Origin of the sequence: Sphaerisporangium sp. NPDC088356 (assembly GCF_040685555.1) — a bacterium.
Taxonomy (GTDB): domain Bacteria; phylum Actinomycetota; class Actinomycetes; order Streptosporangiales; family Streptosporangiaceae; genus Sphaerisporangium.
The window spans coordinates 1-13,244 of record NZ_JBFBIK010000160.1 but is presented as its reverse complement, the minus strand read 5'-3'; the positions used below and the strand labels follow the sequence as shown (position 1 = coordinate 13,244).

Genomic DNA, 13,244 nt, shown 5'->3' with positions numbered 1-13,244 from the left:
CCCAGGAAGATCGTGCCCTGGTTCCTGACGATGACCGCCTCGTCGCTCATGGCGGGCACGTACGCGCCTCCGGCCGTGCAGGAGCCGAGCACGGCGGCGATCTGCGGGATGCCGCGCGACGACATGGTGGCCTGGTTGTAGAAGATGCGCCCGAAATGCTCCCGGTCGGGGAAGACCTCGTCCTGGAGCGGCAGGAACGCGCCGCCGGAGTCGACCAGGTAGACGCACGGCAGGTGGTTGTGGAGGGCGACCTCCTGGGCGCGCAGATGCTTCTTGACCGTGAGCGGGTAGTAGGTGCCGCCCTTCACGGTCGCGTCGTTGGCGACGATCACGCATTCCCGGCCCGAGACGCGGCCGACTCCGGCGATGATCCCGGCGGCGGGGGCCTCGTCGCCGTACAGCCCGGTGGCGGCCAGCGGCGAGAGCTCCAGGAAGCGGGAGCCGGGGTCGAGCAGCGTGCCGACGCGGTCACGGGGCAGGAGCTTTCCGCGCTCGACGTGCCGCACGCGTGACCGCTCGGGGCCGCCGAGGGCCGCGACCGCCAGCCGTTCGCGCAGGTCTGCGGCCAGGCGCTCGTTGACCTCCGCGTTGCGCTTGAACTCCTCGCCGACCGGGCTCGCCGTCGTCCGGAGCACAGGGCCCATGACGCACACCTCCCAGTGGTTAACGCTCGCTAACAACGCCCTGGATGTTAGTCATCATTAACGGGTTCGTCTACCATTGCCGGTCATGACCGTTGTGCGGAGTCCTACCCGCGTTCCGAGCCCTCGGCGCAGGGAGATCCTGGACGCCGCCGCCACGTTGTTCGCGGCCCGGGGCTTCCACGGCGTGTCGATCGAGGAGATCGGCGGCGCGGTCGGCATATCGGGGCCCGCGCTGTACCGCCACTTCAGCGGCAAGGACTCCCTGCTCTCCGAGATGCTGCTGGACATCAGCGAGCGCCTGCGCACCTCGGCGGTAGAACGGGTCACCCGGGCCTCCGGCGGGAGCGAGGCGCTGGACGCGCTGATCACTGGGCAGATCGAGTTCGCGCTCGACCATCCCGCGCTGATCACCGTGCACGACCGTGAGCTCGGCAACGTCCCCGAGCCCGCCCGCCGGCAGATCAGGCGGCTCCAGCGGCTGTACGTCGAGGAGTGGGTCACCGTCCTGGCCGAGCTGTACCCGGGCGTACGGCCGCCGGTGCTGCGCGCCGCCACCCACGCGGTCTTCGGGCTCCTCAACTCCACCCCGCACAGCGCCGGTGAGCTGGCCCGCGACGCCATGTCCGACCTCCTGCACCGCATGGCCCGCGTCGCCCTGACCAGCCTCGTTAACGAACGCTAACTCCCGCACTTCCGGCGTCCCCGCCGCGGACCCGTCCTTTCCCATGCCTCGACGAAGGCCTTGTTCTGCGAACTATCTCGATATATCTTTTGTGTATCTAGATAGTTCCGAGGCGACCGTACGTACCAGCGAAGCGTGCCCGAGGAGATGATGGAGCTACGCGTGCGGGGAAGCAGGAGGATGAGGAAGAGTGACGACAAGCGAGGCGCCCGCCGTCGCCGTACGGGGGCTGAAGAAGAGTTACGGCAACGTCGAGGCCGTCAAGGGCGTCGACTTCGAGGTGCGGCCGGGCGAGGTCTTCGGCTTCCTCGGGCCCAACGGCGCGGGGAAGACGACCACAATCAGCATGCTCTGCACGCTCGTGGGCCCGACGGGCGGATCGGCCGAGGTGGCCGGGCACGACGTGGTCAGGGAGCGGGACGAGGTCCGGCGCAACATCGGGCTGGTGTTCCAGGATCCCACCCTGGACGGCTACCTGTCGGCCGAGCAGAACCTCCGCTTCCACGCGGAGCTGTACGGGGTACGGAAGGAGGTGGTCAACGAGCGGATCCGGCAGGTCATGGAGATGGTCGCGCTCTGGGACCGCAAGGACGCCAAGGTCATGACGTTCTCCGGGGGCATGAAGCGCCGGCTGGAGATCGCCCGGGGCCTGCTCCACTCACCGCGCGTGCTGTTCCTGGACGAGCCGACCGTAGGGCTGGACCCGCAGACCCGATCCGCCATCTGGGGATATATCAATAAATTGCGGCACACAGAAGATATCACCATCTTCATGACCACGCATTACATGGAGGAGGCGGAGTACTGCGACCGCATCGCCATCATCGACCACGGCGAGATCGTGGTCATCGACTCCCCCGAGGCCCTCAAGGCCGGCGTCGGCGAGGACCGCGTGCAGATCCAGACCGATGACGACGCGACCGCCATCTCCGCCCTCAAGGAGCGTTTCGGCCTCGACGCGGCCGTCCGCGAGGGCGTGGTGACCTTCGCCGTCCCCTCCGGGGAGGAGTTCGTCCCCCGACTGTTCGCCGAGCTAGGGGTGCCGATCCGCTCGGTCAGCGTGTCGCGGCCCTCGCTGGACGACGTGTTCATGAACTACACCGGCTCCACCATCCGCGACGCCGAGGGCGAGAGCGGCGCGTCGGCGTGGATGATGCGCGCCATGGCGAGGAGGTAACGATGGCAACCGGCGTCACCGCACCCGGAGTCGTCCGGGTCCACGTACCCGGGCGCAGCGTCAGGCACGACATCCGGGCGATCAAGATCGTCCTTCACCGTGAGCTGCTGCGGTTCGTCAACGACCGCACCCGCATGATCTCCACGCTGGTGCAGCCCGTGCTGTGGCTGTTCGTGATGGGCACCGGCCTCAGCACGCTGGTCTCACGGCCGGGCCAGGGCGTCGACTTCCGCACCTTCATCTATCCCGGCGTGATCGCCATGACGGTGATCACGACGGCCATGTTCTCGGCGGGCTCGATCGTGTGGGACCGCGAGTTCGGCTTCCTGCGCGAGATGCTGGTGGCCCCGGTCAGCCGCGCCTCGATCGTGATCGGCAAGTGCCTGGGCGGCGGCATCGTCGCGACCGCGCAGGGCGTCATCATCCTGGCCCTCGCCGGGCTGGTCCACGTGCCCTACTCCCCCACGCTGATCCTCACTCTGCTCGGCGAGATGTTCCTCGCGTCGGTCACGATCACCGCCTTCGGCGTGAGCCTCGCCGCCCGCATGAAGAACATGCAGAGCTTCTTCGGGATCATGCAGATGGCCATCATGCCCATGATCTTCCTGTCCGGGGCGATGTTCCCCCTGACCAACCTGCCCGGCTGGCTGGCCTTCCTGACGAAGATCAACCCCCTGACGTACGCCGTCGACCCGATGCGCCACGCGGTCTTCAGCCACCTCAACGTGGACCCGAGGGTCGTGAACGCGCTCAACCCCGGGGTCCACTGGTTCGGCTGGCACGTCCCGGTCGCCGTGGAGCTCGGCATCGTCGCGCTCATGGGCGTCGCCCTGCTCGGCATCGCGATCGCCCAGTTCCACCGCACCGACTGAGCTCGCCGTTCAACCGAGCTTCGTCGCTCTCCGTGTTCAATATCATATCCGCGGCGGGCCCAAGCGGCAGCGCCGAACTTTTCATCCCGGGCGCAAGTGCCTGGACGACCGCCTGGTCTTGCAAGGCATCCTGCTTGTCCTGCAGACCGGATCGTCTGGGAGCACCTGCCCCAAAAGGTGGGCTACGACTTCGGGATGGCCTGCTGGCGGCGGCTGGCCGAATCGCAGAAGGCCAGGGTCTGGCAACGCCTGCACGAGGTACTTCTCGACCGCCTTCGAGTCGCCGACGCACTCGACTCCTAATGCGTCGCCGTGGATTTTTCCCACGTCAGAGCGCTATACAGAGGGGCACAGGCCGGTCCAAGCCCCGTCGACCGAGGCCGGCTGGTCAGCAAGCACCACCTGATCACTGACGCAACCCGCATCCCTCTCGCTGTCATTCTGACCAGCGGCATGCCGCTGCTGGAGGCTATCCCCCGGTGCGGAGCAAGCGCGGCCGGGCTCCGGCGGCGGCCCGATGTCATCCTCGAGGATCGCAGCTACGACGACCCACCGTAGCCAGGCACTCGTGACTAGGCGTCTGTAGGGCACCGAGGCACTGATCATGATTCGGGACCATTGTCGGCGTGCTGCGTGCAGCCTGAAGTCACTGGCGGCCGAGTCCGGCTCCCAGGCCGCATGCCCGATCACCGGGCTGCTGTGCGAAGATCCGAGCGAGCTACCCAGCGGACACCGACGCCGCCTTCTCACCTTGGCTCTCCGCCTGAAGTCGTCTGCGCCCGAAACAGTCGGCTCGATCAGGTCGGGTTGCCATCCGACACCGTCACTCCGCTGCGAGACGGTCGAAAATCTCGACTAGCACCTCGGGCACTTCGTCACGGCTTCGCAGTCGCTGGGCCAGATTGGACAACAGCGCAGGCTTGGAAACCCTCTCCCCGGACCCGTCGCGGAGAAGCGTGGAGAGGTTCCCACTGAATTTCCCTGTCCCCCGAAGATCGTGAATGTCCCGCTCAATCCACAGTCTGTGATCACTACGAGGCCAGGACTCGTTCGCCGTTGCGGCCCATTGAGCGTCCGTGAACAACTCCTCGAGCTCATTCGGGTCGCCTACGTAGTCGATATGATCGGAAGTAATTCCACGAGCCGTAAGTTTATCCTTCTCGAAAATTTTTGGATGGTCCTTTTTACTGTCGTGGTCGACGATAACGTGAACCTCGCGTCCAAGATCGCGTAGGTATCCCACGAAAGTAAGTACGGTTGTGTTTCCACCGGAGTCGAACAAGACGATCCCCGACTCTTGCAGCCTCCGTCCTGTTACGAGGTGAAATAGTCGCGGGAAGGCCACTTTTTCGGTCGCTCCCTCGACCAGAAGAAAACACCGTTCGAAGAGCACTGCGCTTGTCGGAAGACCTAGCTCATCTGAGATCCGGCTGACAAACTGTCCATAGTCTGAGTCATCGTGCGTAGCGAGACGCTCAACCGCCGTCTGGCCGCCGACCAATCGGAGGTGGGCTACGTTCTCCAAGGGAACCCGGTCGATCAGGTTCACCGAATGGGTGGCAACCATCATGCGGACACCTGGGTTGGCGCACTGCACACGAACCAAGTCCATGAACTCCCGCTGCCGAACGAAGTCCAAGTGCGTGTCGGGTTCGTCATAGGCGATGATCAGGCCGTTTTGCGCCTCTTCCTGAACACTAGTGGAGACCTGTCGATTGGACCACTCCCAAACGGCAAGATTGAGCTGCCGCTGGCGGCCCGTGCCGACATGATCAAAATTTACTCGTCGACCGTTACGATCCGCCATAACGCGAACATCGGAAAGCGCGTCCTTAACAGAGACGATCGGCAGAATCGTCACACCCTCGTACCCGTCACACCGCTCCTGGATTAGATCGCATAGATCCTCGAGCTCGGCGGCCAGCTTCAGAGAAATCTCTTCCTCAAGATTCTTAACGCGCTCCGTGAATTCCGCCTCCGACAGGATCCGTCGGTAGGTGATCCGCAGAGCTTGAGTCAGCTGGGAGCGCAAGTTCGCCCCATCCGCGCCAGACAGATGGAAATATTCCGGAAGGTTTAGATCACCATCGGCCACCGTCATCCAGTCGATGACGGTCTCCTCGGCAACAGCACGTGCGCGAAGCGCCTTAAGGTAAGTTTCCTTGACACCCTTCGGACCATCCGGCTCGATACCAAGCATTTGGGCTCGGTCTTTCAGGACCCCAAGAGCTAGCGATTCGTCAAGGTTACGCAGGAGCGGCTCTCGCGGCACCTCTCGCTCGATCTCATACACCGCCCGTGATCCGGCAGCTCCCCGCCTTCGCAACCGGATAGTCTCCCCGAGATCCAGGTGCTTCTGCTCTGTCTCGGTAAGCCTCGCCGTACAGGTTACGACGATCTGTGCACCTTCCGCGTCCTCGCGCACGTCATCTGTGGTCAGTGTGTGTGCTCTCAACAAGAACGCCAAGGCCGCAAGCGTCGCAGTCTTGCCGCTGTCGTTTCGCCCCGTAAGAACCGTAGGACAGCGCAGCGGAATGTCGGAAACTTCCGCCAACGACCTGAATCCTGACACGCTGAACGATTCAATCTGCACGAAACCACTCCGCGGATAGGCCCACTGTCTAGATTCAGGGGATCAGAGGGCGGTGTCGATGAACGTGAACGCCCGATCGTCTCGCCGGTACTCACCTGGAACCTCGAAGCGATCGAAGAGCACCGTGACCTCGAACATGACTGCAGCATCAAATAAGCGCGGCCGGCCGTCTCCGGCATGACCCGACGAGGAGTGGCCTCCCACTAGAGCCGCACGCATACGCCAGAGTCCCGCCTTGGTAGTGCCGAGTAGCCACGGCGTCACGATTCGCGGTAGTCCGAGATACGTGAATGCCAGATGGCGTTGCTCAGCGATAGCCGTCCGGATGCGCTCAAGCACGACCGAGTCCACGAAGACCCCCCACGCTGACTCGACAAGGGCGATCGGAAAAGCGTCCTACAAGCAGTCTCTTAGGTCAAATCAGAGTCATGCACTCCCACCGAACACACCAGCCCCAAGCGACAACCAGCAGTTTAGATAACCACAAGTGCGGGGCATATCCCGACAAATAGTGATAAAAGCGACTTTCTGTGACTCCGGCGACTATGTGAGCAATCTCAGCGCAGGCACGGCGTACCCCCTGAGCGAGGGCTGTGGGTCAGGTCATGCCTGCCCAGCGGTTTGCCCAGGGCCATCGTGTGGAGATGCGGAGCCGAAGCCGTCAGCGAAGGTGACAGGCGTTGGGTTCGTAACGGCGGGCGGGCCACTCAGGGCGAGCATCTGCATCCAGGCCCGGAGTTTGCAGGCCAGGACGACGAGCTCACACCGGATCTGGTTATGGGTGAAATTGTGCAGGGGCAGGTTGGGTAGACCAGTGTCCTTGGCGCAGCCGATGCGGTCCTCGCAGCGGGCGCGACGCGTGCCACAGTTCGAGATCGGGCAATTGGCCGTCACCGGTGTTGGCAATGAACGGGTGAAGAGGTGTCCTTCGATGTCGTTGAAGCGCAGTTGCGCGCCCGGCGGGGTGTTTCTACGGACGGTGACGCGCATGCCTTGGGCCGGTTGTTAGGTGCCGTTGTGGGTGTCAGGCGCTGGTCGGCGTTCACTGCGCGGCCTGGTCGCTCGCGACCTGTCACGGGCGGAAATAGTCGTCTGCGACGGCCACGCCGGGCGCCACGTGGATGGCCAGGTAGCGCCCGGGCCGTCCTGTCGCCGGAACTTCAGGGTATTGGGATGTTATCCGGGGATGAGGGCCAGCCATCGTTCGCAGAGGGCGCGGAACTGGCAGCGTTGTAATCCCGTGCCACGCCCCTCAGGTAGGCGATCGCTTCGGTGGCCTGCGTCAGCACGAACAGGCACTCTGGCACGGCGCCCACGGGCGTGACCCGGTAGGCCATCCCGCGCAGGCTCGTCTGGATGGTGGTCCGTCCCCGAGTCATGCCGTCCGTACCGAATACCAGCAGTTCGGTGGGGTGGTGTGTCACCGGCCGGACCTTCCCGTAGGCGAGCACAAGGCGTACCTGCTTCACGATGAGACACGGAATGCCCTCTTCATGAAGGCCCTTGGCCAGTACGGAAAGCAGCTGTGCGTCTGCGTGCGCCTTCTTTTCCGTCACCGGCTTGGTGTTGATCTGATCCATGGCGTGAGCAGCCGTTCATCGTCGGAGATGGGAGGAGTGGTCCGAGCTGTTCTGCGGGCCGGCGAGCCCAGGTGCGGCCGGTGGGTCAGGCCTGCGGCGCACGCCGGCCGGTTTGCCCCTGATGAGCGCCCGATCGTTGAGCTGAGGCATCTCAGGGGCATCTGGCACCGAGCCCAGCGTCTCCCGGATCTCCAGCGACAGAGGATCGCCGTCGATTAGCTCGGCGTATCGCGTCGCCACGCGGTACGCCGTGCCAAAGGCGTTCCCGCCCGGGGTCCGGCAGTAGTACCTGAGGCCGCCCTGCCCCGACCACCAGGAGTAGGAGTGTCCGGTGGTCCAGACGATCACCTCGGGCGAGACGATCACCACCGCGACACCGGTACCGACGCGAACGTCCGACGGGGTGCGGAACCTCCGCAGGGCCTGGCTCAGACGCTGTGCCGCCTGTAACGAAGCCGACGTGAGCTGAGTTAAAGGCGAGGAATCCCCCAAATGGGGTCGTATCTGCTTGCGAAGGTCCCGTGGCATTGGACCGCCCTAATCTCCTCGACAGTTTCGCTTCTGGCTTCTCAGATTGCTCTCAAGCGATTACTCTCGGTAGAGATTTCCTCTCAACACCACCTGGACAGACGCAGTTAATCCCCCCGTTGAAGTTCGGAGCGGTCGAAGGAGCGTTTCGATGCCGCACCCAAGCGAGCTCAACCCCGCTGATAGTCCCCGGGCCCTTTTCGGCTACGAACTACGCAAACACCGGAAAGCGGCAGGACTGTCACAAGAACAACTCTCCACAAAGGTGCAGTACACAGGAGCCATGATCAGTTCGGTGGAGACCGCGAAGCGCACGCCGTCGCGAGACTTCGCCCAGCGCTGCGACGATGCCCTCAAACTGGATGGCGCGCTGGTCCGGCTCTGGCCGTTCATCCATCACTCGGCGACACCCTCGTGGTTCCGACCATGGCTCGACATCGAGCGCGAGGCAAGTGCGCTGCGCGCATGGGAGCCACTCGTCATCCCAGGCCTGCTCCAAACCGAGGCGTACGCCAGGGCGATCTTCCGTGGCGAGCCGCGTCCGGTTCTGGAGCGGGTGGAAGAGCAGGTCGCCGCGCGGATGGAGCGACAGAGCATCCTCGAGCGTCCGGAGCCGCCGATGTTCTGGGCGGTCGTGGACGAGGGGGCGCTCCAGCGTGTCATCGGCGACGCACAGGTGATGATCGATCAGCTCAAGCGCCTTGAGGGCCTCGACGCGCTCCCCTATGTCATCATCCAGGTGCTTCCATTCCGGGCCCGCTCAACCGTGGGGCTGGAGGGCGGATTCCTGATGGCTCAGGCCCCGGGCCTGCCGGATACGGTATACGTCGAGGCCATAGGAGGACATAGCCAGGTCATCGAACGTGTCACAGAAGTCCAGGAACTCCTAACGCGGTACGAGATGATCCGTGCGGAGGCGCTCCCTCAGCAGGCGTCGCTTGAGCGGATTAAGGAGATTCGAGAGCACATGGAGCTGAACGAAGAGCTGACCGCGGCGACGTGGTCCAAGTCCACCTTCTCCGGCGGGAGCGGTGGCAATTGTGTCGAGGTCGCCCACCTTCCCGGCGGGCGCATTGGCGTCCGAGACAGCAAGAAGCCGAGCGGCCCGGCGTTGATCTTCACGCCGGGAGAGTGGGCCGCCTTCACGAAGGGCGTCCAGTCGGCGAGTTCGACGCCTGAGCGCTGACGGGCAAGCGAACGGCCCGGGGGCTCGTGAGCTCCCGGGCCGTCGTGTCACCTGTGGGGTGTTACTTCTTCACGCGAACGTAGTCGCTCCTGCCGGCCGAGGCGTTGGCCTCGGCGTTGCCCTTGAAGCGGATCTTCCAGTAGCCGGAGTGCCAGGCCTTGACCTGGGTCCAGAACCTGCCGGCGCTGTTCGTGCTGACCGTCTTGACGTACTCCCACTTGGAGTGGCCGGCCTGCTTGAAGTACAGGGCCACCTTCACGTGGTCGTAGGCGGTCCAGTGGTCGCCGTCCCAGATCTGCAGTGTGCCCTTGTTCTTGACGTACTTGCCGTACTTCACCGGCTCGGGGTAGGCGTTGGCCTTGATGATCCGGGTGTCGGCGGGCGGTGCCGGCTCGTTGACCGTCACGTACACCGACCGGCTGCTCGTGCCCTTCACGCCCCCGGCGCCGTCGAACTCGGCCCGCCACCAGCCGGACCGCTCAGCCTCGGCGCCGATCGAGAACCGGCCGCCACGGTCGGTCCAGTCGTGCCCCACGATCTGCCACGAGCGCGAACCGTCGGGCTTGAACAGCAGGTCGACCTTCTGTCCCTGGTAGCCCTCCCAGCCGTGCGAGGTGTCCAGTTCGAGACGTCCCCGCGCGGTCAGCCTGTCACCCTGGTCGGCGGGGTCGGGGTTCACGTCGAAGCCGGCGATCCGGCTCGACGTGTTCTTCTGGCGCACATCGACCTGGTCGCTGTCGCTGGTGGCCTTGTGCGCGACCGGCGAGCCGTCGTACTCGGCCCGCCACCAGCCGGTGCGGTCGGCCTTGACGCCGGCCGAGAAGCGGCCCTTCCAGTCGGTGTAGTCGTAGGCGACCCGGTCGTATCCGGCGCTACCCTCGGCACGGAAGGCGATGTACACCTTCTGCCCCTTGTAGGGCTTCCACCCATCGGTGCCGTTGAGCAGCAGCCGGCCCTGGAGGGTCAGCGTGTCGCCCTTGCCGATGGGCTCGGGCGAGGCGCCGAACCCGGCGAGGTCGCTCTCCCAGACCTGCTTGACCTGGAAGTCCTTGTCCGCCTTACCGGTGCCGACGACGCTGGTCGCCTTGGCCGTGACGTTCCACGTACCGGGGGCGTCCGACCGGTCGAAGGTGCGCGTGCCCTGCCACTTCTGCTTGCCGCCGGCCTCGTCCACCTTCTTGGCAGAAAGGTCGAGCGTCGAGCCGTTGGGCCGCTTCAGCGTGAAGCCCCCGCTGGTCGCGCCGTCGACGAGGAAGCTGAAGGTGACCGCCTTGCCGTCCTTGCTCTCGACGACGACCGGGCTGGAGCTCACCTCCACAGAGGAGACATCGGGGGCCGCGAGTTTCCCTGCCGACGCCGACGCCGATGGGGTCACCAGAGCGAGGGCTCCGGCGCCCATGGCCATCGCCACGACGACGGCACGGATGCGTTTTAACACGGGGTGTCCTTTCTTCCCGTTGCCTAACGCGGCTTGAGGGTGCCACGTCATTCCTCCTTAGTAGACGGCCGCATTACGACAACGGTTGTGCTGTCTGACAAACCGTCATTAATCACAGTCAAATAGAGCGGTCCACTCGGACACTCGACCAGTCTCGGCAAGCTCCGGGACGCGACCCGGTTCATCGCGACATAATCGGCCTTGTGGGCCGCGACGCAGTTGAGACGCACTTCACCGAGTCGGTTGCCGCGCTCTCGCCGGGCAGCCGCCGCGATCCCGGGCTGCCCGTGCGGCCGGGCACGACGCTGACCGGCGCCCGATGTCGCGAGCTCTTCGAGATCCAGCTCGCCAGCCGGCTGCTCGACATCGCCGCCCGCTGGCTGCGCGAGCAGGGCGAGGGCTTCTACACGATCGGCTCGGCCGGCCACGAGGGCAACGTCGCGGTGGGAGCCGCCACCCGCGTCACCGATCCCGCCCTGCTGCACTACCGGTCGGGGGCCTTCTACCTGGCCCGCTCCGCGCAGGCCGGGCGGCTCGCCGAGGAAGGCCTGCGCGACGTGCTGCTCGGCCTCGCCGCCGCGGCCGAGGAGCCGATCGCCGGCGGGCGCCACAAGGTCTTCGGCCATCCCGATCTCGCGGTCATCCCGCAGACCTCCACGATCGCCAGCCACCTGCCCCGCGCCGTCGGCGTGGCCTTCGCCATCGAACGGGCGCGCAAGCTCGGCGTCACCGGCGCGGCCTGGCCGGCCGGGGCGATCACCGTGTGCAGTTTCGGGGACGCCTCGATCAACCACGCCAGCGCCCTGAGCGGTATCAACACCGCGGCCTACTGCGCCTACCAGGGACTTCCGCTGCCGATCCTGTTCGTCTGCGAGGACAACGGCATCGGCATCAGCGTGCGCACCCCGCCCGGGTGGGTCGAGGCGTCCGGCCATCCCCTCATCCCGCGCTTCCAGGCCGACGGCTGCGACCTCGCCGAGACGTACGACGTGGCGTGCCAGGCGGTCCAGCACGTGCGCACCCGCAGGTCACCGGCGTTCCTGCACCTGCGCATGGTCCGCCTGATGGGGCACGCGGGCTCCGACGTCGAGTCGGCGTACCGCGCGCCGCGCGAGATCGCCGCCGACCTGGAGCGCGACCCCCTGCTGGCCACGGCGAAGCTGCTGGTGGACGCCGGGCTGACGTCCCCCGACGAGCTGCTCGGGCGCTACGAGACGATCCGCGAGCACGTGCTCAAACTGGCGCTGGAGTCCACCCGCAGGCCCCGGCTGCGTTCGGCCCGCGAGGTCATGGAGCCGCTCGCGCCCCGCCACCCCGCCCAGGTCGCGGCCCAGGCCACGCGCCAGGCGGGCGACCGGGCGAAGCTGTTCGGCGACACCCCGCCCGAGCGGGAGGGGCCGCTCACCCTCGCCCAGTCGATCAACCGCACGCTCTTCGACCTCATGGGCGCCCACCCCGAGGTCATGCTCTTCGGGGAGGACGTGGCGCGCAAGGGCGGGGTGTACGGCGTGACGCGCGGGCTGCGAAAGCGCTTCGGCTCGGCACGGGTGTTCGACACCCTCCTCGACGAGCAGGCCCTGCTCGGCCTGGCCCTCGGCTCGGCCACCTCAGGCCTGCTGCCGATCCCCGAGATCCAGTACCTCGCCTACCTGCACAACGCCCTCGACCAGCTGCGCGGCGAGGCGGCGACGCTGCGGTTCTTCTCCAAGGGCGCCTACAGGAACCCCATGGTCGTGCGGGTGGCCGCGTACGCCTACCAGAAGGGCTTCGGCGGCCACTTCCACAACGACAACTCCGTGGCCGCACTGCGCGACATCCCGGGGCTGGTCGTGGCCTCTCCCGCCCGGCCCGACGACGCCGCCGCGATGCTGCGCACCTGCGTCGCCGCCGCCGGCGCCGACGGCGACGTCTGCGTGTTCCTGGAGCCGATCGCGCTCTACAACACCCGCGACCTGGTGGACGAGGGGGACAACGGCTGGCTCACTCCGTACGCGCCGCCCTCGCGATGGGCGGAGACCCACGTGCCGATCGGCAGTGGCCGCGCGTACGGCGACGGGCGCGACCTGACCATCGTGACCTTCGGCAACGGCGTGCGCATGAGCCTGCGGGCGGCGATCCGGCTCACCTCCGAGGGGTTCGGCTGCCGCGTGCTCGACCTGCGCTGGCTGTCCCCGCTGCCCGCGGAAGACCTGCTGCGCGCCGCCGACCTGACCGGCAAGGTGCTCATCGCCGACGAGACGCGCGGCTCCGGCGGCGTGTCCGAGGGGGTGCTCGCGGCGCTCGCCGACGGAGGGTTCACCGGACAGGTGGCCCGGGTGACCTCCATGGACAGCTTCATTCCGCTCGGCGACGCCTCCGCCCACGTCCTGCTCTCCGAGACCCACATCGAAGAAGCCGCCCGCAAGCTACTGGCCTGAGCGAACCCTGGTGAAGAGGCTGACACGGGCACGGCCGGCGCAGGCCGTCGGGGCGGCCGAGGCGAGCCTCCTGCCGATCACCGTCACCCCGTACGCCGCCGCGGCCGTCGCCGGCCGCCTCAGGGGC

At 66.2% G+C, this 13,244-nt stretch carries 11 protein-coding genes and 1 pseudogene; 5 read left to right on the top strand and 7 right to left on the bottom strand.

Features of this window, described 5'->3' with window-relative positions; genetic code table 11:
- A partial coding sequence (locus tag AB0O34_RS33790) for a carboxyl transferase domain-containing protein (RefSeq protein WP_363922523.1) occupies positions 1 to 644 on the bottom strand: 644 nt, incomplete at its 3' end.
- A gap of 85 nt (positions 645 to 729) precedes the next feature.
- Between AB0O34_RS33790 and AB0O34_RS33785 the strand changes: the two genes are divergently transcribed.
- The 3 genes from AB0O34_RS33785 to AB0O34_RS33775 all read left to right on the top strand — a co-directional run bounded on the left by AB0O34_RS33785 (position 730) and on the right by AB0O34_RS33775 (position 3,375).
- Positions 730 to 1,326 carry a TetR/AcrR family transcriptional regulator gene (locus AB0O34_RS33785; protein ID WP_363922521.1) on the top strand — a complete coding sequence of 199 codons (597 nt, stop codon included), beginning with the start codon at positions 730 to 732 and terminating at the stop codon, positions 1,324 to 1,326.
- 190 nt (positions 1,327 to 1,516) lie between these two features.
- Entirely contained in the window at positions 1,517 to 2,503 is a 987-nt protein-coding gene (locus AB0O34_RS33780) for an ATP-binding cassette domain-containing protein (protein WP_363922519.1), read from the top strand.
- Between the two features lie 2 nt (positions 2,504 to 2,505).
- Positions 2,506 to 3,375, top strand: a complete 870-nt coding sequence (locus AB0O34_RS33775) for an ABC transporter permease (protein ID WP_363922517.1) — start codon at positions 2,506 to 2,508, stop codon at positions 3,373 to 3,375.
- 823 nt (positions 3,376 to 4,198) lie between these two features.
- Here AB0O34_RS33775 and AB0O34_RS33770 read toward each other — a convergent pair.
- From AB0O34_RS33770 to AB0O34_RS33750, 5 genes and pseudogenes are all read right to left on the bottom strand, one after another.
- Positions 4,199 to 5,968, bottom strand: coding sequence for a TOPRIM nucleotidyl transferase/hydrolase domain-containing protein (locus AB0O34_RS33770; RefSeq protein WP_363922515.1), 1,770 nt, complete (start codon positions 5,966 to 5,968; stop codon positions 4,199 to 4,201).
- 42 nt (positions 5,969 to 6,010) lie between these two features.
- Entirely contained in the window at positions 6,011 to 6,307 is a 297-nt protein-coding gene (locus tag AB0O34_RS33765; RefSeq protein WP_363922513.1) for a hypothetical protein, read from the bottom strand.
- A 343-nt stretch (positions 6,308 to 6,650) separates the two neighbouring features.
- A pseudogene (locus tag AB0O34_RS33760) lies at positions 6,651 to 6,961 on the bottom strand (transposase); the annotation flags it as partial.
- Positions 6,962 to 7,128: 167 nt separating this feature from the next.
- Positions 7,129 to 7,548, bottom strand: coding sequence for a hypothetical protein (locus AB0O34_RS33755; protein WP_363922511.1), 420 nt, complete (start codon positions 7,546 to 7,548; stop codon positions 7,129 to 7,131).
- Positions 7,549 to 7,563: 15 nt separating this feature from the next.
- The gene (locus AB0O34_RS33750; protein ID WP_363922509.1) at positions 7,564 to 7,917 is read right to left on the bottom strand and encodes a hypothetical protein; all 354 of its coding nucleotides are present in this window, start codon (positions 7,915 to 7,917) and stop codon (positions 7,564 to 7,566) included.
- Between the two features lie 310 nt (positions 7,918 to 8,227).
- On the opposite strand from AB0O34_RS33750, the gene AB0O34_RS33745 reads away from it, so the two are divergent.
- Positions 8,228 to 9,262, top strand: a complete 1,035-nt coding sequence (locus tag AB0O34_RS33745) for a Scr1 family TA system antitoxin-like transcriptional regulator (RefSeq protein ID WP_363922507.1) — start codon at positions 8,228 to 8,230, stop codon at positions 9,260 to 9,262.
- A 61-nt stretch (positions 9,263 to 9,323) separates the two neighbouring features.
- On the opposite strand, the gene AB0O34_RS33740 is transcribed toward AB0O34_RS33745, so the two are convergent.
- The gene (locus AB0O34_RS33740; RefSeq protein WP_363922505.1) at positions 9,324 to 10,700 is read right to left on the bottom strand and encodes a hypothetical protein; all 1,377 of its coding nucleotides are present in this window, start codon (positions 10,698 to 10,700) and stop codon (positions 9,324 to 9,326) included.
- A gap of 203 nt (positions 10,701 to 10,903) precedes the next feature.
- Between AB0O34_RS33740 and AB0O34_RS33735 the strand changes: the two genes are divergently transcribed.
- Positions 10,904 to 13,117 carry a thiamine pyrophosphate-dependent enzyme gene (locus AB0O34_RS33735; RefSeq protein WP_363922503.1) on the top strand — a complete coding sequence of 738 codons (2,214 nt, stop codon included), beginning with the start codon at positions 10,904 to 10,906 and terminating at the stop codon, positions 13,115 to 13,117.
- Positions 13,118 to 13,244: the final 127 nt, after the last annotated feature.